24 protein-coding genes are annotated in these 26,710 nt (G+C 69.0%); 17 read left to right on the forward strand and 7 right to left on the reverse strand.

Features of this window, described 5'->3' with window-relative positions:
- Positions 1 to 9 precede the first annotated feature (9 nt).
- Positions 10 to 393, reverse strand: coding sequence for a VOC family protein (locus EFY87_RS07800; RefSeq protein ID WP_123270921.1), 384 nt, complete (start codon positions 391 to 393; stop codon positions 10 to 12).
- Between the two features lie 60 nt (positions 394 to 453).
- Here EFY87_RS07800 and EFY87_RS07805 point away from each other — a divergent pair, with 60 nt between their 5' ends.
- Entirely contained in the window at positions 454 to 1,293 is an 840-nt protein-coding gene (locus tag EFY87_RS07805) for a helix-turn-helix domain-containing protein (protein WP_123270922.1), read from the forward strand.
- Between the two features lie 6 nt (positions 1,294 to 1,299).
- Here EFY87_RS07805 and EFY87_RS07810 read toward each other — a convergent pair whose 3' ends face one another.
- Positions 1,300 to 2,193, reverse strand: a complete 894-nt coding sequence (locus EFY87_RS07810) for a universal stress protein (RefSeq protein ID WP_123270923.1) — start codon at positions 2,191 to 2,193, stop codon at positions 1,300 to 1,302.
- Positions 2,190 to 4,010: an amino acid permease gene (locus tag EFY87_RS07815; RefSeq protein WP_123270924.1), complete on the reverse strand. Its 1,821-nt coding sequence runs from the start codon at positions 4,008 to 4,010 to the stop codon at positions 2,190 to 2,192. Before EFY87_RS07815 ends, EFY87_RS07810 begins: the two co-directional genes overlap by 4 nt.
- A 195-nt stretch (positions 4,011 to 4,205) precedes the next feature.
- Between EFY87_RS07815 and EFY87_RS07820 the strand changes: the two genes are divergently transcribed.
- The 7 genes from EFY87_RS07820 to EFY87_RS07850 all read left to right on the forward strand — a co-directional run bounded on the left by EFY87_RS07820 (position 4,206) and on the right by EFY87_RS07850 (position 12,814).
- Complete coding sequence (locus EFY87_RS07820) at positions 4,206 to 5,234, forward strand: TRM11 family SAM-dependent methyltransferase (protein WP_123270925.1); 1,029 nt, start codon at positions 4,206 to 4,208, stop codon at positions 5,232 to 5,234.
- 52 nt (positions 5,235 to 5,286) lie between these two features.
- Positions 5,287 to 5,715, forward strand: a complete 429-nt coding sequence (gene rbfA, locus EFY87_RS07825) for a 30S ribosome-binding factor RbfA (protein ID WP_123270926.1) — start codon at positions 5,287 to 5,289, stop codon at positions 5,713 to 5,715.
- Positions 5,712 to 6,599, forward strand: a complete 888-nt coding sequence (gene truB / locus EFY87_RS07830; RefSeq protein WP_123270927.1) for a tRNA pseudouridine(55) synthase TruB — start codon at positions 5,712 to 5,714, stop codon at positions 6,597 to 6,599. Before rbfA ends, truB begins: the two co-directional genes overlap by 4 nt.
- Positions 6,600 to 6,647: 48 nt before the next feature.
- On the forward strand, positions 6,648 to 7,772 hold the full coding sequence (gene nicT / locus EFY87_RS07835; RefSeq protein WP_245988534.1) for a Nickel transporter NicT: 1,125 nt from the start codon (positions 6,648 to 6,650) through the stop codon (positions 7,770 to 7,772).
- 106 nt (positions 7,773 to 7,878) lie between these two features.
- Positions 7,879 to 8,832, forward strand: coding sequence for a bifunctional riboflavin kinase/FAD synthetase (locus EFY87_RS07840; RefSeq protein ID WP_123270928.1), 954 nt, complete (start codon positions 7,879 to 7,881; stop codon positions 8,830 to 8,832).
- Between the two features lie 45 nt (positions 8,833 to 8,877).
- The gene (locus tag EFY87_RS07845; RefSeq protein WP_123270929.1) at positions 8,878 to 10,710 is read left to right on the forward strand and encodes an AMP-dependent synthetase/ligase; all 1,833 of its coding nucleotides are present in this window, start codon (positions 8,878 to 8,880) and stop codon (positions 10,708 to 10,710) included.
- Positions 10,711 to 10,858: 148 nt separating this feature from the next.
- The gene (locus EFY87_RS07850; RefSeq protein WP_123270930.1) at positions 10,859 to 12,814 is read left to right on the forward strand and encodes a TIGR03960 family B12-binding radical SAM protein; all 1,956 of its coding nucleotides are present in this window, start codon (positions 10,859 to 10,861) and stop codon (positions 12,812 to 12,814) included.
- A 21-nt stretch (positions 12,815 to 12,835) separates the two neighbouring features.
- On the opposite strand, the gene EFY87_RS07855 is transcribed toward EFY87_RS07850, so the two are convergent.
- Together EFY87_RS07855 and EFY87_RS07860 are read right to left on the reverse strand one after the other, a co-directional pair.
- Positions 12,836 to 13,123, reverse strand: coding sequence for a DUF1905 domain-containing protein (locus EFY87_RS07855; RefSeq protein WP_123270931.1), 288 nt, complete (start codon positions 13,121 to 13,123; stop codon positions 12,836 to 12,838).
- Between the two features lie 101 nt (positions 13,124 to 13,224).
- Positions 13,225 to 13,857: a TetR/AcrR family transcriptional regulator gene (locus tag EFY87_RS07860; protein ID WP_148043285.1), complete on the reverse strand. Its 633-nt coding sequence runs from the start codon at positions 13,855 to 13,857 to the stop codon at positions 13,225 to 13,227.
- An 89-nt stretch (positions 13,858 to 13,946) separates the two neighbouring features.
- On the opposite strand from EFY87_RS07860, the gene EFY87_RS07865 reads away from it, so the two are divergent.
- Complete coding sequence (locus tag EFY87_RS07865; protein WP_123270933.1) at positions 13,947 to 15,449, forward strand: MFS transporter; 1,503 nt, start codon at positions 13,947 to 13,949, stop codon at positions 15,447 to 15,449.
- 58 nt (positions 15,450 to 15,507) lie between these two features.
- Here the strand turns inward: EFY87_RS07865 and EFY87_RS07870 are convergent, their stop codons facing one another.
- Positions 15,508 to 16,629 (reverse strand): glycosyltransferase family 39 protein, encoded by a 1,122-nt coding sequence (locus tag EFY87_RS07870; RefSeq protein WP_123270934.1) that lies wholly within the window; start codon positions 16,627 to 16,629, stop codon positions 15,508 to 15,510.
- 43 nt (positions 16,630 to 16,672) lie between these two features.
- Here EFY87_RS07870 and EFY87_RS07875 point away from each other — a divergent pair, with 43 nt between their 5' ends.
- The 8 genes from EFY87_RS07875 to EFY87_RS07910 all read left to right on the forward strand — a co-directional run bounded on the left by EFY87_RS07875 (position 16,673) and on the right by EFY87_RS07910 (position 25,311).
- Positions 16,673 to 17,383: a TIGR03936 family radical SAM-associated protein gene (locus EFY87_RS07875; RefSeq protein ID WP_245988535.1), complete on the forward strand. Its 711-nt coding sequence runs from the start codon at positions 16,673 to 16,675 to the stop codon at positions 17,381 to 17,383.
- Positions 17,384 to 17,717: 334 nt separating this feature from the next.
- Positions 17,718 to 20,144, forward strand: a complete 2,427-nt coding sequence (locus EFY87_RS07880) for a ribonuclease E/G (RefSeq protein ID WP_245988536.1) — start codon at positions 17,718 to 17,720, stop codon at positions 20,142 to 20,144.
- Positions 20,145 to 20,287: 143 nt separating this feature from the next.
- Positions 20,288 to 20,596, forward strand: a complete 309-nt coding sequence (gene rplU, locus EFY87_RS07885) for a 50S ribosomal protein L21 (protein ID WP_123270957.1) — start codon at positions 20,288 to 20,290, stop codon at positions 20,594 to 20,596.
- Positions 20,597 to 20,640: 44 nt separating this feature from the next.
- On the forward strand, positions 20,641 to 20,907 hold the full coding sequence (gene rpmA, locus EFY87_RS07890; protein ID WP_123270937.1) for a 50S ribosomal protein L27: 267 nt from the start codon (positions 20,641 to 20,643) through the stop codon (positions 20,905 to 20,907).
- A 107-nt stretch (positions 20,908 to 21,014) separates the two neighbouring features.
- Positions 21,015 to 22,550, forward strand: a complete 1,536-nt coding sequence (gene obgE, locus EFY87_RS07895) for a GTPase ObgE (protein WP_123270938.1) — start codon at positions 21,015 to 21,017, stop codon at positions 22,548 to 22,550.
- Complete coding sequence (gene proB / locus EFY87_RS07900; RefSeq protein WP_123270939.1) at positions 22,543 to 23,724, forward strand: glutamate 5-kinase; 1,182 nt, start codon at positions 22,543 to 22,545, stop codon at positions 23,722 to 23,724. The genes obgE and proB overlap by 8 nt, the downstream gene beginning before the upstream one ends.
- 1 nt (position 23,725) lies before the next feature.
- Positions 23,726 to 24,523 (forward strand): DedA family protein, encoded by a 798-nt coding sequence (locus EFY87_RS07905; protein WP_158607547.1) that lies wholly within the window; start codon positions 23,726 to 23,728, stop codon positions 24,521 to 24,523.
- A complete protein-coding gene (locus EFY87_RS07910; RefSeq protein WP_220093558.1) occupies positions 24,520 to 25,311 on the forward strand; it encodes an SDR family oxidoreductase in 792 nt (263 codons plus the stop codon). The genes EFY87_RS07905 and EFY87_RS07910 overlap by 4 nt, the downstream gene beginning before the upstream one ends.
- A gap of 113 nt (positions 25,312 to 25,424) precedes the next feature.
- Here EFY87_RS07910 and EFY87_RS07915 read toward each other — a convergent pair whose 3' ends face one another.
- Positions 25,425 to 26,669, reverse strand: a complete 1,245-nt coding sequence (locus tag EFY87_RS07915) for an MFS transporter (RefSeq protein WP_123270941.1) — start codon at positions 26,667 to 26,669, stop codon at positions 25,425 to 25,427.
- Positions 26,670 to 26,710 lie beyond the last annotated feature (41 nt).

Consider the following 26,710-nt stretch of genomic DNA (forward strand, 5'->3'; position numbering starts at 1 on the left):
ATCAACTGATCAGCCCCAGTTCGCCAGATCGGTGATGCAGAACGGATGACCCGCCGGATCGAGCAGCACGGTCCACCGGTCCCCGCCGGGCTGCTCCTCCGGCCGGGTCGCACCGAGCTCCACGCACCGGGCCGCTGTGGCCTCGACGTCCGTCGCGGCGAGGTCGAGGTGGAACTGCTTGTGTCCGTCGTCGGGCCAGGACGGCCGCCGGTAGTCGGGTGTCTGGCCGAAGCCGAGCCGCCGGCCGTCCTGCTGCAGCATGGCGTAGCCATCGCCCTGGTAGGCGATCGGCCAGCCAAGTACGGCGCTGTAGAAGGTCGCCATCGTCGCGGCGTCGTCGCAGTCGATGCTGACCATGCCGATGGCGGCGGTCGGTGTGGCGTTCTCGGTCATCTGCGTGCTCCTGGGTCGTTGCCGGTCTGGCCTGTCCGACCATGCTCCTACGCTGCTCGTATGCCGACTAGGACAAACGCGACACGCGACGGGATCCTGCTGGATCCGCAGCGGTTCGCCGAGCACGCGGCGTTGTCCCGGCCCTCGTGCCATCCGGCACTGAACACCTGGGTCGAGAACTACTGGACCGTCCGGTGGACGCTGCGCGCGGGTGCGTCATACAGCCCGTCGCTGGTGCCGATCGCCCAGGCGAACCTCACGGTGGAGTCCGGCGGTAGCACCCGGGTCGGGGCCGACGGCCCGGGCGTCTTCCTGACCGGGGTGGTCAGCGCCCGCCGCTTCGACGTGCACCTGTCGGGCACCGGTGGTATTGCCGGGGTGAAGTTCCGGCCGGGTGCCCTGACAGCGCTCACCGGTGTCGATGCGACCCGATTAAGGGACCGGGTTGTGCCCGCCCGCGTCTTCCTGGCCGACGTGGACCAACTTGCCGATGTGCGAGCCGGCTCGGCGGAGCTGGCCGAGCGGTTCGACGGCTTTCTCATGCCGTTGGCGCGCCGGGCCGATCCCGCCGAGCTGGACACGCTGGCGGCGGTCATCGCGACCCTCGAGGCGTCCGAACCGTCAATGTCCGCAGCGGATCTGGCCGATCGGTGTGGGATCGGGCTGCGTTCGCTGCAACGGCTCTGCCGGCACTACGTCGGTGTGGGTCCGCAGTGGCTGGTCGCCCGGGCACGCGTGCACACCGCGATCGCCCGCCTGCACGCCGGCGACGTCGGCACGCTCGCCGGTCTCGCGGTCGAGCTGGGCTGGTTCGACCAGGCACACATGGGCAGGGACTTCGCGGCGCTGGTCGGCGAGCCGCCTGCTACCTACCGTCGACGGGCCGGCCGAGACCCGTAGCCCGGCTCAGGCGCTGTCGATCCGCGGCATGATCATCACCGGGACGGGAGAGGCGCGCATGATCCGCGACGCTGCCGAGCCGAGGAACACCTGCTGGTGGATCGCGGCGGCACCGGAACCGAAGAGCATCAGATCTCCCGGGTCCCACCCGACGCTCTCGACGGTGGTCGGCCAGTCGGTGCCGGATCCGAGACCCACCTCGACGGGGACACGCGTGCGGAGTGTCTCGCAGACCTCGGTGAGCTGTTCCTCGATGCGGCCGCGAGTGCGCAGCCACCAGTTGTGCACCACGAGGTGCTCGGCGTCATTCGATTCGATCGTCCCGGTGAAGGCCGACACGTCCCGCACCGCGAAGGAGACGATCCGCAACGGCACGCCCCACGAGTCGGCGAGGCCGGCGGCCGACTCGATCAGCCCGCTCCGGTCCGCCCGTCCGCCATACGCCACGGTGAGGCGGGTGATCCCCAGCGAACCGGCGCGATAGCCGCGCGGGGCGATCGCAACCGGTATGGCGGCAGTGTGCACGAGCCGTTCGGTCACGCTGCCGAGAGTCACTCGTCCCAGCAGTCCGGACGACGACGACCCCACGGTGATCACGCTCGGGCGATGCTCCTGTGCTGCCAGGGCAAGCCCCTCGGGGATCGACCTTGCCTGTTCCACCTGAGTACGCACCGCAGCGGCGGTAGCCAGCCGGTCGGTCGCGTGGTGCAGCGCCTGGTCCGCCTGCACCGCGAGGTAGTCGATGTATTCGTCCTCGATCGGGTCGGCCTTGGCGGGCAGCCGCCGTTCCAGCACGGCCACCGCAAGGATGTCCTCGCCAGTGGTCCGCGCGATCTGCGTCGCGAGTTCGACCGGCGCCGGATTCTGCCTGCTGGCGCTGAATCCGGCGAGGATCGTCACGACGTCAGCTCCGCGTTCGCCCGAGCCACGACGTGCGTCACCGGGAGGCGATGCTCAGCGCGGGCCCGGTCCACCACGTCGAAGCGCTCCCAGACGGAGTCCTCCGGGGGCAGCGTGGCGATGACGATCCGGTCGGGGCCGAAGGCCGAGACAGCCTCGGCGAGCGCGTGCAAGGGGCGGTAGTCGCCGAGCGCCCCTTCGGCGGTGAAGTTCTCGTCGTGCAACACGGCGAGCGTGCGTGCAAGGCGCTCCGTCGCGATGCGCGTCGTCTCGTCCCAGACGTCGAGCGGGCCATGCGTTCCGGCTGCGCCCGTTTCGATGGGGCTGACAGGCACCACGACCTGGAACCGGGTATTGCCGTCCGCGCCGATCCGGCGCAACTCGGTGCGCAGTTCTTCGGACTCGACCGTCTGGTTTGCGAGCACGAGCACACGCTCCGCAGCCGTCTCCGGAAGCGTCGCATCCGGCGGGGCGGGCCGCGAAGCGATGAAGAACTTGTTCGCGAAGAAGAGCACGATGACCACGACCCAGGCGCCAAGGCTCAGGAACAGTTGCGATCGAGTCTCGGACTCGACCCCCATCTGGATGAGGATCGCGAGGATCGCCACGATCGTCAGGATCGACAGGACCGGGAAGAGCCACATCTTCACCGTGAGATCTGCGCCGCCGCTGCGGAACCGGAGCACCGTCTGCGAGATGCAGATGAGCAGGTAGACGAACAGAATGATGGCGCCGGAGGAGTTGAGCAGGAACGCGAAGATCGTGCTCTCCCAGAAGGCCGCCGCGATCACGCAGACAAACCCGATGGCCGAGGAGGAGATGATCGCCATCGCGGGCACTCCGCGCCGAGTCACCTCCACCAGTTTGGCCGGCGCCTCGCGCCGGGCGGCCAGGACGAACAGCATGCGGGAGGCGGTGTACATGCCCGAGTTGAGGCAGCTGAGGACAGCGGTGAGGACGACGGCGTTCATGATGTGGTCGGCGTAGGGGATGCCCATCTCTTGCATCGCCGCGACGAACGGCGACGCGTCACCGATCGAGTTCCACGGCAGGATGGTGACGAGCAGGAACGACGAGCCCACGAAGAACACCGCGATGCGCGCGATCACCGAGTTCGCGGCCCGGGCGACGGCACGCTCGGGGTCCTCCGACTCGGCTGCGGCGATGGTGGCGATCTCGGCGCCGACCATGGAGAAGATCACCGTCACGACGCCCACGGTGACGGCCATCGGCCCCTTGGGGAAGAAGCCGCCGTGGGAGGTGAGGTTGGAGAAGTCCATCGAGTGACCCGGCCACAGGCCGATCACGAAGAACGCGCCGAGCGCGATGAACACCAGGATGGTCGCCACCTTGATGCTGGCGAACCAGTATTCGAATTCACCGAACGAGGAGACCGAGAACAGATTCGTCGTGGTCATCGCGAACAGCAACAGCAGGGAGGTCAGCCACAATGGTGCGTCGGGGAGCCAGAACTGCACGATCTTCGCGCCCGCGATGGCCTCGAAGCCACAGACGACCACCCAGAAATACCAGTACAGCCAGCCCATGGAGAAACCGGCCCAGTTGCCGAGCGCCGCGCGGGCATAGTCGGAGAATGAGCCCGTCGACGGGTTGGCAACCGCCATCTCGGCAAGCATCCGCATCACCATGATGACCAGCACGCCGGCCAGTGCATAGGTGATGAAGGTGCCCGGCCCGGTCGCGCCGATCACGGTCTTCGAGCCGACGAACAGACCTGCTCCGATGACACCACCGATCGCGATCATGGTGAGCTGGCGTTGGCTCAGGGCTTTCTTCAGTGCTGGCGATTCCGCCATCGGACCCTCCTCGGTACGGACCGCCCGGGGTAGCGGACCGGATTCGATGTATGCGATGAACAGCGCACGACGTGACGGCGTCGTGATTGCCGAGAATTCCCTGCCTCGGCAGAATGTCAATCGATTTAGGCACAACCGTTACCAAACCGTTGGGGAGCGCGGCCGCGGCGGACGGCGCCGACTACCGTTGCCGGGGTGACCGAACACCTGATGCTGCTCGCGCCCTCCGGCAACCGGGTGTATGCCGCCGACGCGCCACGACTTGCTGCGGCCGAACTCCGAGCTTTGACAGTGGGTTTCGGGCTTGCTGAGCCCGATGTCCTGACGACCTGCATCGCAGGGGTCGACTACCTGTCGCTGCGTACGGGGGACGAGCTGACCTCGTGGGAGGTGCGCGTGCTGTCCCAACTGTCTGCGGCATACGCCCTCTACCGGCGGGAGGGTGACCTGCTGGCCCCGGTCGCGCTGCAGCATCCCGACCGCTACCCGAGCGACCTGGTGACCATTCAGAAATACCAGGGCAAGACCAACGAGCAGTGGACCCGGCTGCTGCTCAACGTCACCGCCGCGGCGACCGCCACCCCCGACCGGCTGCTGGACGGCACGCTGCGGGTGCTCGACCCGATGTGCGGCCGCGGCACGACGCTCAACATCGCCCTGTCGCTCGGGCTGGACGTCACCGGTGTCGACCTGGACAGCAAGGACTTCCAGGCATATTCGGCGTTCATCAAGACCTGGATGCGGCAGCACCGGCTGAAACACTCCGCCGACGAGAGCAGCTTGCGCACCGATGGGCGGGGGCGTGGGCGGCAGCTGCGGATCGAGGTGGCGGCGTCCAAGGACGACCACAAGGCGGGGCGGACGCAGCGCGTCATCTACCTGTCGACCGACACCACCGACCTGGACGGGCTGATCCGGCCGCGCAGCGTCGACGTGATCGTGACCGACACGCCGTACGGCGTGCAGCACGGCTCGCACGGTGACCGGCTCGCGCGCAGCCCGCTCGATCTGCTCGACCGCGCACTGCCCGAGTGGGTGCGGACCTTGCGCACCGGTGGCGCCGTCGGACTGTCCTACAACCGGCATGTCGCTCCGCGCGATGAACTCGCCGCGCTGCTCGTCACGCACGGTCTGACACTGGTGGACGGCGACCCCGACGCGTTCCGGCACCGCGTCGACGCGTCGATCGACCGCGACCTGCTCGTCGCCCGCAAAGGCCGGTGACCTTAGGGTGGTGCGTTGCCACATGACGACACACCACGCCAGGAGGACGACGATGGCTGACCCGGCACGCGCCCGCAAGATCGCCGAGCGCACCAAGACCCTTGTGGCCGACTTCGTCGAGCGACGCGTCAAGGACGAACGCCTCGGCTTCGTCACCATCACCGACGTGCGGGTCACCGGTGACCTGCAGCACGCGTCGGTCTTCTACACCGTTTTCGGATCCGACGAAGAACGCGCGAACACCGCTGCAGCGCTTGAGGATTGGCGTGGTCGCATCCGGTCGCACGTCGGCAAGGGCCTCGGCATCCGGCTGACGCCGTCGCTGGAGTTCATCCCCGACGCCATCCCCGAGGGTGCCGCCCACATCGAGGAAGCGCTCAAGGCGGCTCGCGAACGCGACGAAGAACTCGCGCAGAGCAAGGCCGGCGCGTCATACGCCGGGGACGCCGATCCCTACAAGAAGGCCGACGACGCCGAATGACGGCCGATGGCCTGCTGCTGGTTGACAAGCCGGCCGGCTGGACCAGTCACGACGTGGTGGCCCGCACGCGGCGGCTCACGCGGACCCGCCGCGTCGGGCACGCGGGCACGCTGGACCCGATGGCCACCGGGGTGCTCGTGCTCGGCATCAACCGGGCGACGAAATTGCTGACCTACCTGGTGGGTTGCGACAAGACCTACACCGCGACGATCAGGCTCGGGCAGTCGACCGTCACCGACGACGCAGAGGGTGAGATCACCCAGGTGTATGACGCGAGCGGTCTTTCGTCCCAAGCGATTTCGGCCGCTGCTGGACGGCTGACCGGCGACATCCTGCAGGTCCCGAGCGCGGTCAGCGCGATCAAGGTCGACGGGGTGCGGTCCTACGCGCGGGTGCGCGGTGGCGACGAGGTGAAGCTGGCGGCGCGGCCGGTGCGGGTGAGCCGTTTCGCCATACAGGCCGAGCGCGCGGTGGGCGAGCTGCGCGATCTCGACGTCGAGGTGGAGGTCTCCTCTGGCACCTACGTGCGGGCGCTCGCCCGCGATCTGGGCGAGGCGCTCGGCGTCGGCGGCCACTTGACGGCGCTGCGGCGCACGCGGGTCGGCAGCTACACGCTGTCGATGACGCACTCGCTCGACGAGCTGACCGCGCTCGCGGAGCGCGAGGAAGCGCTGCCGATCCAGCCGATGGCCGACGCCGCCGCGCGGCAGTTCCCGGTTCGCCGGATCACCGAGCAGGAGGCGGTGGACCTGCGGCACGGCAAGCGGCTGGCGGCGGAGCCCGAGCATCCGGACCTCTCGGCCGCGATCTGCGGCAACGAGCTGGTCGCGTTACTGGACGAGACCGGGCCGCTGGCGAAATCGCGCGTAGTCTTTCCTTTCTGACCGAGACCACATGCGACTGAGTCGCGGATAGGTCTATGCTCGGGCACCATGGCAACCGTCACGTCATCCGAGGCCACCGGCATGGGCCGCGTACGCGCGATGCTCGCCGATTTCACACCGGCAGAACGCCGTTCGGTCTTCGGTATGGCGATGGCTGTCGCCGCACTGCACGTGCTCGGCTGGGGCACGCTGCTCTTCGTCATCGCGCCGCAGCACCTGTCGATCGGCGCCGACACCGCACACGCGCAGGCCTACGGGGTCGGGCTGGGCATCACGGCATACACCCTCGGGATGCGGCACGCCTTCGACGCCGACCACATCGCCGCAATCGACAACACCACCCGCAAGCTGCTCTCGGACGGCAAGCGGCCGATCTCGGTCGGCTTCTGGTTCTCCCTCGGCCACTCCAGCGTCGTCTTCGGCCTGTGCTTCCTGCTCGCCCTCGGCATGAAGGCGCTCGCCGGCCCCGTCGAGAACGACAACTCGACCCTGCACGCGATCACCGGGGTGATCGGCACGTCCGTGTCGGGCGCGTTCCTGTGGATCATCGGCATCCTCAACCTGATCGCCCTCGTCGGCATCGTCAAGGTGTGGCGCCGGGCCCGGCAGGGTGACTTCGACGAGGACGCGCTGGAGCGGCACCTCAACTCCCGCGGGTTCGTCAACCGCATCCTCGGCGGCCTGACCAAGTCGGTCACCAAGCCGTGGAACATGTACCCGATCGGCTTCCTCTTCGGGCTGGGCTTCGACACCGCCACCGAGGTGAGCCTGCTGGTGCTCGCCGGGGGAGCGGCGGTGTCGCTGCCCTGGTACGCCATCCTCACGCTGCCGGTGCTGTTCGCCGCGGGCATGAGCCTCCTCGATGCCGCAGACGGCGTCTTCATGGCCAAGGCATACCGCTGGGCGTTCGCGAAGCCGCTGCGCCGGCTCTACTACAACGCCACGGTGACCTGGCTGTCGGTGTTCGTGGCGCTCGTCATCGGCAGCATCGAGTTGTGCTCGGTGCTGTCCGACCGCTTCGACCTGACGCACGGACCGATTGCCGCCATTGGCTCGGTCAACCTGGACGGCGTCGGTTTCGTGATCGTCGGTGTCTTCGTGGTGACCTGGCTGCTCGCCCTCGTCGGGTGGCGCGTCATGCGCCTGTCGGAGAAGGATTTCGCCGCGGGCTAAAGTTGCGGCCGTGATTCTCATTCAGAACAGGCACGGCGGGCTTGGGATGCGTTCGCGTCGCAGGGAGCTTGCGACCGGCGCCGCGGGCGCAGAGTAAGCCCCGGCCGTGCTGAGCTTCTCCACGCTGACCGACATCCCCGCCGACTTCGGCGCGAGCGTGGTCACCGTTGGCAACTTCGACGGGGTTCACCGCGGCCACGCGGCATTGCTGCACGAGGTCGTGCAGCGCGCGACGGCTCGCGGCATACGGTCCTGCGCGGTGACCTTTGAGCCGCACCCGCTGCAGGTGCTGCACCCGGACCGGGCGCCCGAACTCATCGCCTCCACGACCAGCCGCTACGAGCGGCTCGCCGCAACGGGTCTGGACGCCGTCCTGGTCCTGGAGTTCACCGCCGAACTCGCGGCAATGACCCCCGAGGAGTTCGTGCGCGATGTCTTCGTCGATGGACTGCACGCGGCCGAGGTCGTGGTCGGGCGGGACACCCGCTTCGGCGTCAAGAACTCCGGCGACGTCGACACCCTGCGGCAACTCGGTCAGCAGTTCGGCTTCGCCGTGGACGTGCTGCCCGATGTCGGCGAGGACCACCGTATCTCTTCGACCGACGTGCGGCGCGCGCTCGCCGACGGCGCGGTCGACGTGGCCGCACGCGCGCTCGGGCACGTGCACGACGTGCGTGGTGTCGTCGTGCGCGGTCTGCAACGCGGCCGCGAACTCGGCTTCCCGACGGCCAACCTCGGCCCGAAACCGGAGGGCCTGGTGCCCGCCGACGGCGTGTATGTCGGGTGGCTCGTGCGGGAGGACACGGCGCGCGACGACGCCGAGCACCGGATGCCCGCGGCGATCTCGGTCGGCACCAACCCGACCTTCGACGACGTGCCGGAGCGCACGGTCGAGGCCTACGTGCTGGACCGGGACGACCTCGACCTGTATGACGAGACGGTCCGCATCGAGTTCGTCCGGCGGCTGCGCGGCAACACCAAGTTCGACTCGATCGACGCGCTGATCACCCAGATGCGTCGCGACGTGGCACAGGCGAGGGAGATCTGCCGGACCCGCTGACCCGTTGCGTCGGGTGGATCCGAACCGGCGGGTAGTCTCGCTGCCATGACCAAGTCGCTCACCGAAGAGCACCCTGACCTGGCCGTCGTCGAAGGCCGCGCCACCTCCGTCGCGCACCTCTTCGTCGACCGCGTAGCCAAGACTCCGACCCGGGAGGCCTACCGCTATCCGGTGGGGGAGCAGTGGAAGTCGATCACCTGGAGCGAGGTCGATCGCCGCGCCCGCGACATGGCCGCCGGTCTCGTCGCGCTCGGCGTTGCACCGGAGGACCGGGTCGCCGTGGCGAGTTCGACGCGCCTGGAGTGGGCGCTGGCCGACCTGGCGGTCATGCTCTGCGGCGCCGCGACGACGACGATCTACCCGTCCACGACGGCGGACGAGGTGCTGTTCATCACCTCCGACTCGGGCAGTGTGGTCGTCTTCGCCGAGAACGACGAGCAGGTGGCCAAGCTGCGCGGCGGCCGCGACGTCATACCGAACGTGACGAAGGTCGTGCTGTTCGACGGCGACGGTGACGGCGACTGGGTCGTCGGTCTGGCGGAACTCGAGCGGGCGGGGGCGGCATACCTCGCCGAGCACGGCACGATCATCGAGGAGCGGATCGCCGGGCTGACGCCGGACTCGCTCGCGACGCTCATCTACACGTCGGGCACCACCGGGCGGCCCAAGGGCGTCCGGTTGCCACACGACGCGTGGACCTACGAGGCCGCCGCCGTCGACTCGGTGCGCATCCTGACCGAGGACGACCTGCAATATCTGTGGCTGCCGCTCGCGCACGTCTTCGGCAAGGTGCTGCTGACGCTGCCGTTGCAGATCGGTTTTCCGACCGCCATCGACGGTCGCGTCGACAAGATCGTCGAGAACCTGCCGATCGTGCGACCCACCTGGATGGGTGCCGCGCCGCGCATCTTCGAGAAGGTCTACGGCCGGATCACCATGATGATGGCCGGCGAAGGCGGCGTGAAAGCCAAACTCTTCGACTGGGCCAGCGGCAATGCCCGCAAGGTCGCGGCTGCCCAGGCGGCCGGTCACTCGGTGAGCCCGCTGCTCGCCGCACAGCACGCGATCGGCGACAAGCTCGTCGTCCACAAGATCCGGGCACGCTTCGGCGACCGGGTGCGCTTCTTCATTTCCGGCTCCGCCGCGCTCAACCAGGATGTCGCACGCTGGTTCGACGCGATGGGTATGCCGATCCTCGAGGGCTACGGCCTCACCGAGACATCGGCGGCCAGTTGCGTGAACCGGCCGGACGCCAACGTGGTCGGCACCGTTGGGTGGCCGGTGCCCGGCACACAGGTGAAGATCGCCGACGACGGCGAGGTGCTGATCAAAGGCCCCGGCGTCATGCAGGGCTACCGCGGCCTGGACGACGTCACCGCCGAGACCCTGGTCGACGGATGGTTCCACACCGGCGACATCGGTGAAGTGCTGCCGACCGGGCACCTGCGCCTCACCGACCGCAAGAAGGACCTCTTCAAGACGTCCAACGGAAAGTATGTCGCGCCGAGCCTGATCGAGGCGACCTTCAAGGGCATCTGCCCCTTCGCCTCGCAGTTCGTGGTCGAAGGCGACGGCCGCAAGTTCGTCTCCGCGCTGATCACCCTCGACGAGGAGGCGGTGACCGAGTGGGCGGCCACCCACGGCATGCAGGGCGCCGACTACCGCACGATCGTCACGTCCGACGCCGTGCGTGAACTCGTGCAGGGCTACGTCGACGAACTCAACCTCGGGCTCAACCGCTGGGAGCAGATCAAGAAGTTCATCATCCTGCCCCGCGACCTGACCGTCGAAGACGGCGAGATCACGCCCAGCCTCAAGCTCAAGCGCCCCGTTGTCATCCGCAAGTTCAAGGACGAGCTCGACGGTCTCTACGACTGAGTCTTTTGGCTCGACTTCTCGCACGGCAGCTGGGCGCCGACGCTCGCAAGCTCGCGGGGCGCCCGGCTGCCGTGGCCGTCGTCTCGCGGGGGTCCGCTTGGGCACGTGGCGTTTCGTCCGGGAGGGCTCTCGCCATACCCTGGACTCCATGGCAGGTGAGTCACTCTTTCCCGCGCTGGAGCCGTTGCTGGAGCGGGTCAGCAAACCCATCCAGTATGTCGGCGGTGAACTCAACTCCACCGTCAAGGACTGGGACTGTGGCGGTTTCGGGCCGGGCGGCCAGGAGCAGACCGTCCGGTGGGCGCTGATGTATCCCGACGCCTACGAGGTCGGACTGCCCAACCAGGGCGTGATGATCCTCTACGAGGTGCTCAACGAGCGCCCGGACACCATCGCCGAGCGGTCGTATGCCGTGTGGCCCGACCTGGAAACCGCGATGCGCAAGGCCGGCGTCCCGCAGTTCACCGTGGACGCGCACCGCGCGATCCGCGACTTCGACGTCTTCGGCCTCTCGATGTCCACCGAGCTCGGCTACACCAACATGCTCACCGCGATCGACCTGGCCGGCATACCGCTGCACGCGGCCGACCGCACCGACGACGACCCGATCGTGCTGATGGGCGGGCACGCGTCGTTCAACCCCGAGCCGGTAGCCGACTTCCTCGACGCGGCCGTGCTCGGCGACGGGGAAGAAGCCCTGCTGCGGATCACCGACATCATCAAGGACTGGAAGGCACATGGCCGGCCCGGTGGCCGCCGCGAGTTGCTACTCCGGCTTGCGCGCACCGGCGGCGTCTACGTGCCCGCGTTCTACGACGTCGACTACCTGGCGGACGGGCGCATCCAGCGTGTCGCGCCGGCTCCCGACGCGCACGGTGTGCCGTGGCGGGTGGCCAAGCACACCGTCATGGACCTGGACGCCTGGCCCTACCCGAAGCAGCCGCTCGTCCCGCTGGCGGAGACCGTCCACGAGCGTATGTCGGTGGAGATCTTCCGCGGCTGCACCCGCGGCTGCCGTTTCTGCCAGGCCGGCATGATCACCCGCCCAGTGCGCGAGCGATCCATCACCGGCATCGGGGAGATGGTCGAACGCGGCCTGGCCGCAACGGGATTCGAGGAGGTCGGGCTGCTCTCGCTGTCGTCGGCCGACCACTCCGAGATCGCCGACATCACCAAGGGCCTGGCCGATCGCTACGAGGGAAGCCAGACCGGTCTGTCGCTGCCGTCCACCCGAGTTGACGCGTTCAACATCGACCTGGCGAACGAGCTGACCCGCGGCGGCCGGCGGTCCGGGCTGACCTTCGCGCCGGAGGGCGGTTCGGAGCGCATCCGCAAGGTCATCAACAAGATGGTCAGCGAGGACGACCTGATCAACACCGTTGCCGCGGCGTTCTCCGCGGGCTGGCGGCAGGTGAAGCTCTACTTCATGTGCGGCCTGCCGACCGAGACCGACGAAGACGTGCTGCAGATCGCCGAGCTGGCCAAGCGGGTCATCGAGACCGGCCGGAAAGTCAGTGGCCGCAAGGACGTTCGCTGCACCGTGTCCATCGGCGGCTTCGTGCCCAAGCCGCACACGCCGTTCCAGTGGGCCGCGCAGCTGGGGGCTGACGAGACCGACGCGCGGCTGGCCAAACTGCGGGACGCCATCCGCTCCGACCGTCGGCTCGGGTCGTCGATCGGGATGCGCTATCACGATGGGAAGCCCGGCATCGTCGAAGGCTTGCTCAGCCGTGGCGACCGCCGCGTGGGTGCGGTCATCGAGGCCGTATGGCGCGACGGCGGCCGCTTCGACGGCTGGAGCGAGCACTTCAGCTTCGACCGCTGGATGGACTGTGCTGCAACGGTGTTCGAGGGTACGCCGCTGTCGGTCGACTGGTTCACCACCCGCGAGCGCGGCGAGCACGAAGTGCTCCCGTGGGATCACCTCGACTCCGGCCTGGACAAGGACTGGCTCTGGGACGACTGGCAGGACGCGATCGACGAGAAGGAACTCGACGACTGCCGCTGGACGCCGTGCTTCGACTGCGGCGTCTGCCCGCAGCTGAACACCGAGATCCAGGTCGGCCCGACCGGCAAGAAGCTGCTGCCGCTCACTGTCGTCTGAGCGGCTGCCGCGGTCGACGGATCAGTCGCCGACCCGCAGCTCCAGGTGGATGACGTCCCCGAGCCCGACCTGCTCCGCGCGCTGCACCGCCCGCTTGATCGGCACCAGGTAGCCGCCGTTCCGGGGGAAGAGCGACGTCGTGAAATCGGTCCGGCCGAGCCGGCCGGACGCCGGGATGCAACCCCACCCGTAGGTGAAATCCTTTGCGGCGAGGGCGAGTTCGTCCGCCAGCTCCGGCGGCAGCGCCGCGAAGAGGTATGGCGAGGGCCCGCGCCATTCGATGATCTCCGCGTCGAAGTCGAACTCCACGGTGATCAGCCTACGGCGCCGCGACCGCGCGCAAGACCGCCCATTGACGCTCGAAGCCACTGCTGACGCGCGAAACCGTCGCTGACGGCGCAGCTGCGCCGTCAGCGACGGCTTCGGCCGTCAATGGCGCGTGCTGCCGGCCGCGCCAGCCGGGCGCCGCGCAAGTGCACGGCGATGCTCGGCGCGGCGATGCGGACCAGCGACTCCGAGGATGCGGCGACAACCGACGGCACTCGGACCAGATAGCGGGTCGCCAGCACGCCGGCGATCGCGAGCAGCACACCGAGAGCTCGCGCCTCGGCGTCCCGACCGGCCAGCCGCGCCGTTAGCCGTCCGAGCAGCTCGGTCTCCAGGAATTCATCGAAACCGCCCGTTCGACTGTCCTGCGTCGCGCCGGCGACCACCGTCTGGACGAGAGCCGGACCGGTCCGGGGGTCGTCCCAGACGCGCAGCACGGTCCGCAGGATGCCCTCCGGCCACTGCTCGACCGGGGTGTCCAGCACTCGGTCGAGCAGCTCGCCCGGGCGCACTGGGATCGCCATCGCAGCCGTGAAAAGCCCCTGTTTCGAGGCGAAGTGGTAGCTGAGCAGCGCGACGTCCACACCCGCGTCGGCCGCGATGCTGCGCATCGAGGTGTGCGCATAACCACCGGCCAGGAAGCGGGTCCGGGCCACGGCCAGGATCTGGGCACGGGTGTCCGGATGTCCGACGCGACGGCCTCTCGATTTATTCATCAGCGTTGAATCTACGCCGCCGGCGACCGGACCGTAGGAGCCATCGCGTGATCCGAAGGAGGTCACGCCCACGGGAGAGAGGTTCGGTCATGGATCGCAGCAGAGGGACGCTGGTGGCCGTCTGCGTCGGGCTCGCCACCGTCGTGTCGGCCGTGTCGTCCTTGATGGCGGCGCTGCCGGACGTGGCCCGCCATACCGGGGCGGCACAGACCCAATTGTCCTGGATCGTCGACGGATACGCGCTCACCTTCGCCGCGCTCCTCCTGCCGGGCGGATACCTCGGCGACCGGCTCGGGCGGCGCCGGGTGCTGCTCGCGGGCCTGGGCCTGATCACGCTCGCCGCCGCGTGCGGAGCGCTCGTCACCGACCCCGCAGCGCTCATCGCGGTGCGGGTGCTGATGGGCGTCGCCGCCGCGCTGATCATGCCCGCGACGCTGTCGACGATCACGGCGACCTTCCCGCCGGCCCAGCGCGTGCGCGGCGTCGCGATCTGGGCCGGGCTCGCCGGCGGCAGCGCGGTGCTCGGGCTGTTCGCCTCCGGGCTGCTGCTCGAATGGTTCTCCTGGCAGTCGATCTTCTGGTTCACCGCCGCCATGGCACTGATCGCCACGGCCCTGACGATGCGCCTGGTTCCGGAGTCGCGTGCGAGCGAGATGGGCGCCTTCGACGCCGGCGGAGCAATCCTGTCGGTCGCCGGACTCGGAGCGCTGGTCTACTCGATCATCGAGGCGCCGATCGAGGGCTGGGGGAGCACACGGACCGTCACCGGCCTGGTCGCCGGCGTCGTCCTGTTCGCGGTGTTCGCCGCCTGGGAGCTGCGAACAGTCGCGCCATTGCTGGATGTCCGGCTCTTCGCGCGTCGCGGTTTCGCGGCGGGAATGCTGACAGTGTCGTCGCTCTTCTTCGTGTTCTTCGGCTTCATCTTCGTCTTCATGCAGTATCTGCAGTTCGTCCGCGGCTGGTCCGCACTGATCGCGGCTTGCGCTGCAGCACCGGTCGCGCTCGGGCTGCTGCCCGGTGCACGGGTCGCGCCCCACCTGGCCGGCAAGGTCGGCATCCGCCGGCTCTGCGTCGCCGGTATGGCGCTGGTAGCGCTCGCCATCGGCGGGCTGGCGACGGTGAGCGTGCACACCCACTACTGGGTGATCGCAGTGCTGCTCTGGGTTGCCGGCACCGGCATGGGCTGGGCGATGACTCCGGCAACGACCAGCATCACCGACTCGCTGCCGGCACACGAGCAGGGTGTCGCCTCCGCGATGAACGACGTTGCCCGGGAGGTCGGTGGCGCGCTCGGGATCGCCGTGCTGGGCAGCATCCTCAGCAATGGCTACCGGCGCGCGCTCGACCTGACTGGTGTGCCGCAGCCCATGGCGGCGGCTGCCCGCGAGTCAGTGGCGGCGGCGACCGGCTTCCCGGAGCCGATCCGCTTGATGGCGCGTGTGGCATTCGTCGACGGTCTCGGCGACGGACTGAGCATTGCCGCTGCGCTGCTCGCGGTGTGCGCGGTGACTGTCGCGCTCGTGATCGGTCCGCGGCGACGGGACCGCGGACCGCAGCGTCCCGTCGCCATTGACGCTCGAAACCACCGCTGACGGCGCAGCTGCGCCGTCAGCGACCGTTTCGGCCGTCAATGGCCGATCGAGCGGCGTGTCAGGGTGCTCCGGTCGTGAGCACGTAGCCACCGAGGCACGCCATACTGACGGCGAGCAGGACCCCAAGTGCGATCCGCGTCGGCGCCCGCCAGTGAGCCAGGCGAGCCGCCAGTGGCACCAGCAGCGTGAACGCCGGCACCAGGTAGCGCGGCCGCGAGCCGAAATATCCAGACGTCCCGAAGGTCATCGCCAGCAGCACCACACTGAAGACGGTGAACCCGACCGGCAGGCCGTCGCGGATGCCGAGCACGACGAGCCACACCATGGCCAGGATCAGGACGATCAGGCCGACGCCGCCGACGGTATCGAGCCCCCCGGTGCGGACCAGCCGCCACGTCCAGTGCGCGAAATAGCGACCGTCGTCCCAGGTGCGCTGCCAACCCTCGGTGGCGTGGAAGTAACCCATCGGATTGCGTTGCCGCACACCGACATACGCCAGGTAACCGAGCAGTCCGAGCGGCGCCACCACGACTGCCGGCACCACGCGCCGCCACCTGTCCCGCCCCTGGATTCCGGCCAGCAGCGCCGACACGCACACGGCCGCGACGACGGCAGCGCCGGTCGGGCGGGTGAGACCGGCCAGCGCGGTGAGCACGCCGGCCAACAGCCACCGACGACCCACCACCGCATAGAGCGCCCACGCTGCGAGCGCGCAGAGCAAGCCCTCGGTGTAGGACATCGACAGCACGACCGCGTAGGGATAGACCGCCCAGAGCAGCAGCGTGATCATCGCGACTCGCCGAGAGGTCACCCGCGCGGTCACCGCGAAGATCCCGGCCGCCGCGACCGCGGATGCGCACCAGTTGACGACCAGTCCGCTGTCGACGAATGACAGCCCCAGCAGGGGGTGCAGCGCCCGCTCCGCCAGCGGCAGCAGCGGGAAGAACGCGTAGTCGGAGTGCAGCCCGTCATGCGCCGAGATCGTGGTGCCGTAGCCGTGTTCGGCGATGCGGCGGTACCACTGACCGTCATACCGCGTGAGCATGTGGTGCAGTCCGCCGTCGTGCCGCAGGCGGAGTATGCCGCCCAGCACGATCACCCCGAGCACGCGAACTGCGAGGAACAGCCCGACCGCAGCGAGCACGGGGCGCCACGCCGACACCTTCCCGCTGATCGCCACTGCGCCAGCATAGGAGCGACCGTTCACCGACTACCGTGACCCGGTGGCCACCAGACAACGCGTTCCCGAGGGACCGGCGCCCGATCCCGCTGTGCAGCGGCTCCGGGTGCGCTATGCCAAGCGCGGCCGGCTGCGGTTCTCCTCGACCCGCGACTTTCAGCGCGCGCTGGAGCGAGCGCTGCGCCGTGCGGCGGTGCCTGTGGCGTTCTCGGCGGGTTTCCACCCGCACCCGCGGATCAGCTACGCGAACGCCGCGCCGACCGGCACGGCGAGTGAGGCCGAGTATTTCGAGGTCCAGCTCACTCGGGAGTGCGAGCCGGAGCGGCTGCGTGCCGATCTCGACGCCGCACTGCCGGCCGAACTCGTCGTGCTCGACGTCGCTGCAGCGCTCCCCGAGGCGCTCGCGGACCGTCTGCAGGCGAGCGTATGGCGCATCGACCTCGCGCCGGACGATGCCGACCGGCTCGGTGCGGCGGTCGACACGCTGCTGGCAAGGACCGAGGCGAGCGTGACGCGGATGACCAAGCGCGGGGAGCGCGAGTTCGACGTCCGTGGCGCGCTCGCCGCACTCACCACGGATGGGCCGGTGCTCACGCTGACGCTGCGACACCTGACCCCGTTGGTGCGACCCGACGACATACTCACCGCCCTCGGGTCGTATGGCGACTTCCGCCCCTCCCGTCCGCCGCTGATCACGCGAGTGACGCAGGGGCCGTTGCTGCCGGATGGCTCGATCGGCGACCCACTGCGCTGAACGAGAGGCTTCGTGCCGCAGACCCACCCTGACCGAACTGCGACCGATTGTGTGCGACAATGGCACCGGTCGTCAGCAGCGCCACAACCTGTTTGATGCCCCGTCGACAGACACTTGAGCCCGCGAGATCTCGCGATCAGCCGAGTGGTTCGGCCGACGGCGTCCGGCCGGACGGTGACGCGACAACACGCGAACCATGGTCGTGACGTAACAGATGACTTCGCGTTGCCGCGTCGGGTTTTCCGAGCGCAGGCGACGGCCGAGCCGCGACATGCGGGTGCGCAGGCATTGCCTCGTTGTGGGTCGCCCGCATGCTGACACAGAAATGAGGGCCATGGCCCCGCAAGACACCACGCCTTTCCTCGCACCGGCTTCGAACGGCGACGCGACCACCGCCTCGGGGAGGGACGCGGCTCCCGCCACGGCATCCCCGGCGATGAACTTCGGCCTGCTCTTCCAGGCGCCCGACCTGGAGACGCGAGCCCCGCGCCGCGATCAGGAGAAGGCGCCGCAGGAGGACAGCGCCGACGTACCCGCCGCGACGCAGGCCGAGGACGACACCGACGCCCAGGGCGGCAGTCCCCGCTCGCGCCGTCGCGGTGGCCGTGGCCGGCGCGCCAAGGACGACGCTGATAGCGGCGATGGCAAGCAGCCGGAGGACAAGGCCGCCGGCAAGGGAGCCGGCGACACCACGGGCGAGGCCCCGGCAGACGACGAGGAGACGTCCGGCGCCGACCAGGCGGATGACAACGAGTCCGACGGCCAGCCCGAGGGCAACGGCCGCCGCCGCACCCGGCGCCGTCGCCGCAGCGGCGCGACGGGTGACAACGACGACCCGCCGGGCACCGTCACCAAGGTCCGCGAGCCGCGCAAGGACCGCGACGAGGTCACGGCCATCAAGGGATCCACCCGGCTGGAGGCCAAGAAGCAGCGTCGCCGCGAAGGCCGCGAGGCCGGCCGCCGCCGCACCGTCATCACCGAGGCCGAGTTCCTCGCCCGCCGCGAGAGCGTCGACCGGCAGATGATCGTCCGCGAGCGCGGCGGCCGCACCCAGATCGGCGTGCTCGAGGACGGTGTGCTCGTCGAGCACTACGTCTCCCGCGAAGTGCAGCAGGCCTCGATGGCCGGCAACGTCTACCTCGGCAAGGTCCAGAACGTCCTGCCGAGCATGGAGGCGGCGTTCGTCGACATCGGCCGTGGCCGCAACGCGGTCCTGTATGCCGGTGAGGTCAACTGGGATGCCGCGGGGCTCGAGAACGGCCAGGCCAAGCGCATCGAGAACGCCCTCAAGTCCGGCGACACGGTCCTGGTGCAGGTGACCAAGGACCCGATCGGTCACAAGGGTGCCCGGCTGACCAGCCAGGTCTCGCTCCCCGGCCGTTTCCTGGTCTACGTGCCCGGCAACTCGATGACCGGCATTTCCCGCAAACTGCCCGACACCGAACGCGCCCGGCTGAAGCGGATCCTCAAGGAGATCGTGCCCGGCGATGCCGGCGTGATCGTGCGGACCGCAGCCGAAGGCGCGAGCGAGGAGGACCTGCGGGCGGACGTCGAGCGGCTGCAGGCGCAGTGGGAGCAGATCCGCTCCGACGCCACCTCGGCGAACGCGCCGAGCTTGCTGCATGGTGAGCCGGACCTGACCGTCCGCGTGATTCGTGACGTCTTCAACGAGGACTTCAGCAAGCTTGTCGTTGCCGGCGACAAGGCGTGGTCCGAAGTGCACAGCTATGTCACGTCGGTCGCACCGGACCTCGCCGAACGTCTGGAGAAGTGGACCGGCGAAACCGACGTCTTCAGCGTGCACCGCATCGACGAGCAGCTGGCCAAGGCAATGGACCGCAAGGTCTGGCTGCCGAGCGGCGGTTCGCTGATCATCGACCGCACCGAGGCGATGACCGTGATCGACGTCAACACCGGCAAGTTCGTCGGCTCCGGCGGCAACCTCGAGGAGACCGTCACCAAGAACAACCTCGAGGCCGCCGAGGAGATCGTGCGGCAGCTGCGGTTGCGGGACATCGGCGGCATCATCGTGGTCGACTTCATCGACATGGTGCTGGAGTCCAACCGTGACCTGGTCGTACGACGGCTGCTGGAGTGTCTAGGCCGCGACCGCACCAAGCACCAGGTCGCCGAGGTCACCTCGCTCGGTCTGGTCCAGATGACCCGCAAGCGTGTCGGGTCCGGCCTGGTGGAGGTCTTCTCCGAGCCGTGTGAGCACTGTGGCGGGCGCGGCATCATCGTGCACGCCGACCCGGTCGACAAGCCGTCCGGTGGTGGCACGTCGAACACCGGTGCGTCCGGTGGCAAGTCCCGCAAGGGTCGCGCCAAGAAGACGGTCGAGGAGCCGGTGAAGCCGACCGGTGGCCCGACGGCTGCGCAGATTGCCGCCGCCGCGCACGCCGCCGCGCAATCGCCGGCCAAGAGCCATGAGAGCGCCGAGCAGGCCGTCACGGAGCCGGCATTGTCGGCCGAAGCACCGCAGGCGACCCGCAAGCTGACCGGCCGGGCCCGTCGCCGGGCGACCTCGGCCGCCGGTGCGGCGCAGCACGTCACGCCGCCGCCCGCGACGCAGCCAGCATCCGCGCAGGAGGCTCCCGCCATACCGGCGACCGACGGCTCCGAATCGTCGCAGGGCGCTGCTCTCGATGCGCCGGCCGCGCCCGCTGGGGTGTCCGTCGCGCCCGTCGAGACGCAGGCCGCGCCCAAGCGCAAGAAGCGTGCCCGGGTCGTCGCACCCGCCGGCCCGCCAACTGCAGACTGAACCCAATCGATTTGGAGCAACACCGGGCGGGCCCGTAAACTTGATTCTCGGTGTGCCCACCGAGCGGGCGTCCCGGTTGCCGGGGTAGCTGCCTGCCGGTCTCGACAGACAAGTGCGCATCCATGACGAAAGAGAGTTCCGACGTGTACGCGATTGTTCGCGCGGGCGGACGCCAGGAGAAGGTCTCCGTGGGCGACGTCCTGATCATTGACAAGCAGACTGCCAAGCCGGGCGAGAGCATCGAGCTGCAGCCGCTGCTGGTGGTGGACGGCGCCACCGTCACCTCCGACGCCGCGAAGCTGGCGAAGGTCTCCGTGAAGGCCGAGGTCGTCAAGGCCGCCAAGGGCCCGAAGATCACCATCGTGAAGTACAAGAACAAGACCGGCTACCGCAAGCGGCAAGGTCACCGTCAGCCGCTGACCCAGGTCAAGGTCACCGAGATCAACGCCTGATCCTCACCCCGATCATTTCGTTCTCCACGTAAGAAGGCTCAGACATGGCACACAAGAAGGGTGCGTCCTCGACTCGCAACGGTCGTGACTCCAACGCACAGCGACTCGGCGTGAAGCGCTTCGGCGGCGAGGTCGTCAACGCCGGCGAGATCATCGTCCGCCAGCGCGGCACGCACTTCCACCCCGGTGAGGGCGTGGGACGCGGCAAGGACGACACGCTGTTCGCGCTGCGCGCGGGTGCGGTCCAGTTCGGCGCCAAGCGCGGCCGCAAGACCGTCAACATCGTGCTGACCGAGAGCGCCGACGCCTGATCGACGGCTGCAACAGCCGGCATCACCGACAGCGGTGAAGGGGCGGGTCCGACAACTACGGATCCGCCCCTTTCGCCGTCATAGAACCACCTCGAAGGAGACAGACCGTGGCGACCAACTTCGTCGATCGCGTCGTGCTGCACGTGCGCGGCGGGCACGGTGGCCACGGCGTCGCGTCCGTGCACCGTGAGAAGTTCAAGCCGCTCGGCGGACCCGATGGCGGCAACGGCGGCAAGGGCGGCAGTGTCATCCTGCAGGTCGACCCGCAGTCGACGACTTTGCTGGAATACCACCACAGTCCGCTGCGCAGCGCACCCAATGGCAGGCCGGGCGCCGGCGATGAGCGCAACGGCGCGGACGGTGCCGACCTGGTGCTGCCCGTGCCGGAGGGCACTGTCGTCAAGGACTCCCGCGGCGAGATCCTCGCCGACCTCGTCGGTGCCGGTAGGACGTTCGTCGCCGCAGCCGGGGGTCGCGGCGGCCTGGGCAACAAGGCGCTCGCCTCGCCGCGGCGTAAGGCGCCCGGTTTCGCGTTGCTGGGGGAGCCCGGGGACGAGTCCGACATCACCCTGGAGCTGAAGACACTCGCCGACGTCGCGCTGATCGGTTATCCGTCGGCCGGCAAGTCCAGTCTGGTCTCGGTGATGTCCGCGGCGAAGCCGAAGATCGCCGACTACCCCTTCACCACCCTGGTGCCCAATCTCGGTGTGGTCACTGCGGGTTCGATGCGCTACACCATCGCCGACGTGCCGGGACTCATCCCCGGGGCGAGCCAGGGCAAGGGCCTCGGGCTGGAGTTCCTGCGGCACGTCGAGCGCTGCTCGGTGCTGGTGCACGTCGTCGACTGCGCGACGCTCGAGCCCGGACGTGACCCGATGAGCGACTTGGACGTCATCGAGCAGGAGCTCGCAGAGTATGTCGCAGACGAGTCTCTCGGTGGCAAGCCGCTCGCCGAGCGCACGCGCATCGTCGTGCTGAACAAGGCGGACGTCCCGGACGCGCTGGAGCTGGCCGAGATGGTCAAGCCCGACCTGGAGGCCCGCGGTCTGGAGGTGCACATCGTCTCGGCGGTCGCGCACACCGGGCTGAAGGACCTCAGCTTCTCTCTGGCCAGGCACGTGCAGCACGCGCGTGAGGAGATCGAGGCGGCGATCGCACCGCAGCGGATCGTGGTGCGTCCCAAGGCCGTTGACGATTCCGGCTTCTCCATCCGCAAGGAGCGTCAGGGCGACGAAGACGTCTTCCGCATCGTCGGCGAACGGCCGACCCGGTGGGTGCGGCAGACCGACTTCACCAACGACGAGGCGGTCGGCTACCTCGCCGACCGGCTGAACCGGCTCGGTGTCGAGGACGAGCTCTTCAAGGCGGGCGCCGTGCCCGGCTCGACCGTGCTGATCGGCCCGGCCGACAACGCCGTCGTCTTCGACTGGGAGCCGACGCTGACCACCGGCGCTGAGCTGCTCGGCCCGCGTGGCACCGACCTGCGCCTGGACGACGGCGGTCGCGCCACTCGCGCCGAGAAGCGTGAGGAGTTCCACCGTCGCAAGGACGCGCAACGCGAAGCTCGCGAAGAGCTGGACGCCGAGCGCAAGGCCGGGCTGTGGACCGACCGCGACCCGGTCGAGATCGACGGCGATGACTGACGAGCCGACGGCTCGACTACGGTCCGCGGTTGCGACTGCCGGGACCGTGGTCGTCAAGGTCGGCTCCAGTTCGCTCACCGGCCCGCACGGTGGCCTCGACCCGCAGCGGCTCGGGGCGCTCGTCGACACGCTCGCCCAGCGACGGCTCGCCGGCAGCGGGGTCGTGCTCGTCTCGTCCGGTGCGATCGCCGCCGGCATGGTGCCGCTGCGACTGCAGCGCCGGCCGCGTGACCTGGCCACCCAGCAGGCAGCGGCGAGCGTCGGGCAGGGAGCGCTGCTGGCGGCATACAACCTGGCGTTCGGTCAGCACGGGCTGACCACCGGCCAGGTGCTGCTGACCGCCGACGACGTCACGCGGCGCGGCCACTACCTCAACGCGCGCCGCACCATCGAGCGACTGCTCGCCCTGGGCGTCGTGCCGGTGATCAACGAGAACGACACGGTCGCCACGCACGAGATCCGCTTCGGCGACAACGACCGGCTGGCCGCACTGGTCGCCCACCTCATCGACGCCACCGCGCTGGTGTTGCTGTCCGACGTCGACGCCCTATATGACGCGCCGCCCACGCACCCGGGTGCCGCCCGCATCGGCGTCGTGCGGGACCCGTCGGTGCTGGACACCGTGGACATCGGCGGCGTCGGCTCGTCGGTCGGCACCGGCGGCATGATCACCAAGATCGAAGCGGCCCAGATCGCGACCGCTGCCGGGGTGCCTACCCTGCTCACCTCGGCGGCGCTGGCCAGGCCGGCCCTCGCCGGTGAGGACGTCGGCACGATCTTCGCGCCACGAGGTCACCGGCCGAGTGCACGGCAGCTGTGGCTGCGCTATGCGACCTCACCCCAGGGCCGGCTCATGCTCGACCCGGGCGCCGTCGAAGCTGTGACCAAACGCGGAAAGTCCTTGCTACCGGCTGGGATTCGCTGGGTCAGCGGGCACTTCTCGGCCGGCGATGCCGTTGACCTGATCGACGAGTCCGGCCACGTGATCGCTCGCGGGCTAGTCAACTACGACGCCAAGGAGCTGCCCGATCTGCTCGGCCACACCACCCACGAACTCGCGCGTACGCTCGGCCCGGCATACGAACGCGAAGTGATCCACCGCGACCATCTCGCTGTCTTCCCGCGACGTGCGGTCGGTGACCGGGCCGTCAAGGCAATGAACGAGGATGTATGACGTGAGCACAGCTGGGGAGCCCGTGCGGCCCGTTCCGGAGACCGAGGCAGAGGTCGAGGAACTCGCCGGGGAAGCGCAGGAGGCGCAACCGCCCACCAAGGAGTGGTGGGACGACCCACGCATGCCGTGGAGGGGCAGGCCGAGCCGTGCCGAGCTGTGGTGCATCGGGCTGATCATCGCCACGGGTGCCTACGGTCTGCTCACGCTGCCGGTGCGGCCGTGGATCCTCGGGCAGTGGGGTGCGCCGACCCGTGACTACATCCTGGCCTGTTTCAACGGCTCCAACATCGCGATGGTCGACATCGGCGCGCGGATCGGGGTCGGCCAGCACCTGCCGATGTGGTGGGCCGCCATCATCGCGGCGTCCCTGACATCGATCAAGTTCGACTGGCTGTGGTGGTGGGCCGGGCGCCTGTGGGGTCGCGGCGTCATCGACATGATCGCGTCCCGCTCCAAGTGGGCGGCGCGCACCGCCTACTACGCCGAGGCCATTGCGCGGCGCTTCGGCGGGCCGGCGGTCTTCCTCGTCTGGTTCATCCCCCTGCTGCCCAGCTCGATCATCTACGCATTCGTCGGCGACGCCCGAATGTCGTTGCGGCGCTTCCTGTTCATCGATTTCCTGGCCGGCCTGACCTATCGCGGCCTGTGGATGTATGCCGGCTACGAGATGGGCACACCCGCCAAGGACCTGGTCAGCCAGCTTGCGAAATACAGCATGTATCTCACGATTGCCGGCGTGATCGTCGTCTTCATCGGGGTCTTCCGGCAGCAGCGGCGTTTCGCGGCGCAGCACCGGTGAGTCTGCGCATCCTCGTCACCGGCGGCACCGGTTACCTCGGTTCGGCGGCGGCATCCCAGGCTGCGGCTGCCGGGCACGACGTGATGGGGGTCTCGCGCAGCGCCGCGGTGCGGCTCGATGTCGCCGAACTCGCGGAGTGCCGACGGGTGGTTGCTCAGGTGGCGCCGGACGTCGTGATCCACACGGCATACGGCCAGGATGACTGGCGTACGACGGCGGAAGGTGCCGCCCACGTGGCGATCGCGGCCGGGGAGAGCGGCGCGCATCTGGTGCACGTGTCGAGCGACGCCGTCTTCTCCGGGCAGGCGCCGGCGTATGACGAGAGCGCCATTCCCGACCCGGTGAATCGCTACGGCGCGGCGAAGGCCGCCGCGGAAGTGGCGGTCCGGGCCGTTCTGCCGGCCGCGACGATCGTGCGCACGTCGCTGATCCTCGGCCCGGATTCGTTCATGGAACGGCTGGTGCACAATCTCGCCGGGGGAGCGGACGGCGTGCTGTTCGCCGACGACATCCGCTGCCCGGTGCACCGCGACGACCTGGCGGCGGCGGTGCTCGAACTTGCCGCCGAGCGTCCGGCCGGGATGTTCCACTGCGGCGGTCCGGACGCGATCAGCCGAGCCGACATCGGGCGGCTCATCGCGCGCCGGGACGGGCTGGCGTTCGACCGGATCCGCATCGGGTCACGCGCCAGCTTCGGCCCCGGTCAGCAGCTGGACCTGCGGCTGGACTCCCGGCATACGCAGGGGTTGTTGCGCACCCGGTTGCGGGGCGCGCGGGAGTTTCTCTGAGCGTCCCGAAGGCTTCGACGGTCGAGGTTTCGGGACGTCATACCTTGGGTTTCAATGCACAACCGGCAACGGTTGCTGGGTGGGGACGAGGAAGGCCTCCGGAACCGGCAGATCTACCCGCTCGACTGCACCGCGTCTGCTGCCTGCTCGCCGAGGCGCAGATGTCGCAGCGGCGCGCGGGTGATGCCCACGAGGAAGGTCAGCACGCACAGGGCCGCTGCGCCGAGCTCGACCTGCCGGGGAGTGAGGAAGTGCGCCGCCGGCCCGACGAGCAGCTGCCCGACCGGCATGGCGACGAAACTGAAGAATCCGTCGATGGCGTTGACCCGCGACAGCATGTGCTCCGGCACCTTCTCCTGGACCGTCATGCTCCAGGCCAGGTTGATGACCGCGCTGCCGCATCCGCTGACGAAGAAGGCGACCGAGAGCGGGATCGTGTGCGCCCAGACCGCCAGGACGAACATCGGCACCGCGGTGGTGACGAAGCCGACCTGGCAGGCCAGCAGCGGACGGCGCAAGGTGATGCGGGCGAGCACGAACGCGAAGACGAAGAGCCCGACCGCCTGTGCGGCACGCGCGTATCCCCAGCCGGTGCTGCCAACCGTGCCCTTTGCGATGACCGGTCCCAGCACGTTGAGGGCGCCGCTGATCAGGGCGTTGAAGACCAGCGAGCAGCACGCCACCGGAATCACCCAGCCCAGTGCGCGGGAGAAGCTCCAACCCTGGCGAAAGTCGGCGAGGATGTGAGGCGTGGTGGTGGCGACCCGGCGCCCGGGCAGCTTCAAGAGGGTCAGGAAGAACGCGGCGGCGACGTACGTGCCCGCGTCGATCGCCAATGCCCAGCCCGGACTGCTCGCAGCGACCAGGATGCCCGCGACGGCCGGCCCGAAGATGCTCAACGCGCTCTGCGCCTGACTCAGCAGGAGATATGCGCTCTTGCGATCCGGTTCCGGCAGCAGCACGGGGACCATGCCGTGGAACGCCGGATAGCTGATCGCCACCGCGGTGCCGCTGACGAACTGCAACAGGATCAGCTGCCAGATGTGGGCTGTCCCGCTCAGGACGAGGAACGCGCTCGCTGCCTGCGTCACACCTTCCAGCAGGTTGCATCCGCGCAGCACGAGCGCTCGCGGGAAGCGGTCTGCGATGGCGCCGCCGATCAGCATGAACGCCACCATCGGCACGGTCCACGCGGCGACCACCCAGCCGAGCGCAGTTGGTGAGTTGTCGATGTGCAGAACCGCGAACGACAGTGCGATCCCCGACATCGACGACCCCGCGGTGTTGATCGTCTCGCCGAGGAAAAACCAGCGAAAGTTCTTGTGGCGCAACGATCTGAGCTGTTCGCCGCGCCTCACGGTCGTATGCTCCCATCCGTATGCCGGGGACGTCGCGGCAT

The sequence above is a fragment of the Flexivirga caeni genome (assembly GCF_003724155.1).
Classification (GTDB): Bacteria; Actinomycetota; Actinomycetes; order Actinomycetales; family Dermatophilaceae; genus Flexivirga; species Flexivirga caeni.

What these genes read in the sequence shown, in the direction of transcription:
- rpmA (WP_123270937.1), top strand. Translation starts at nt 20,641, where the DNA reads ATGGCACACAAGAAGGGTGCGTCCTCGACTCGCAACGGTCGTGACTCC.
- EFY87_RS07880 (WP_245988536.1), top strand. Translation starts at nt 17,718, where the DNA reads ATGGCCCCGCAAGACACCACGCCTTTCCTCGCACCGGCTTCGAACGGC.
- EFY87_RS07805 (WP_123270922.1), top strand. Translation starts at nt 454, where the DNA reads ATGCCGACTAGGACAAACGCGACACGCGACGGGATCCTGCTGGATCCG.
- EFY87_RS07800 (WP_123270921.1), bottom strand. Translation starts at nt 393, where the DNA reads ATGACCGAGAACGCCACACCGACCGCCGCCATCGGCATGGTCAGCATC.
- EFY87_RS07815 (WP_123270924.1), bottom strand. Translation starts at nt 4,010, where the DNA reads ATGGCGGAATCGCCAGCACTGAAGAAAGCCCTGAGCCAACGCCAGCTC.
- nicT (WP_245988534.1), top strand. Translation starts at nt 6,648, where the DNA reads ATGGCAACCGTCACGTCATCCGAGGCCACCGGCATGGGCCGCGTACGC.
- EFY87_RS07850 (WP_123270930.1), top strand. Translation starts at nt 10,859, where the DNA reads ATGGCAGGTGAGTCACTCTTTCCCGCGCTGGAGCCGTTGCTGGAGCGG.
- proB (WP_123270939.1), top strand. Translation starts at nt 22,543, where the DNA reads ATGACTGACGAGCCGACGGCTCGACTACGGTCCGCGGTTGCGACTGCC.
- EFY87_RS07845 (WP_123270929.1), top strand. Translation starts at nt 8,878, where the DNA reads ATGACCAAGTCGCTCACCGAAGAGCACCCTGACCTGGCCGTCGTCGAA.
- EFY87_RS07865 (WP_123270933.1), top strand. Translation starts at nt 13,947, where the DNA reads ATGGATCGCAGCAGAGGGACGCTGGTGGCCGTCTGCGTCGGGCTCGCC.
- truB (WP_123270927.1), top strand. Translation starts at nt 5,712, where the DNA reads ATGACGGCCGATGGCCTGCTGCTGGTTGACAAGCCGGCCGGCTGGACC.
- EFY87_RS07860 (WP_148043285.1), bottom strand. Translation starts at nt 13,857, where the DNA reads ATGAATAAATCGAGAGGCCGTCGCGTCGGACATCCGGACACCCGTGCC.
- rbfA (WP_123270926.1), top strand. Translation starts at nt 5,287, where the DNA reads ATGGCTGACCCGGCACGCGCCCGCAAGATCGCCGAGCGCACCAAGACC.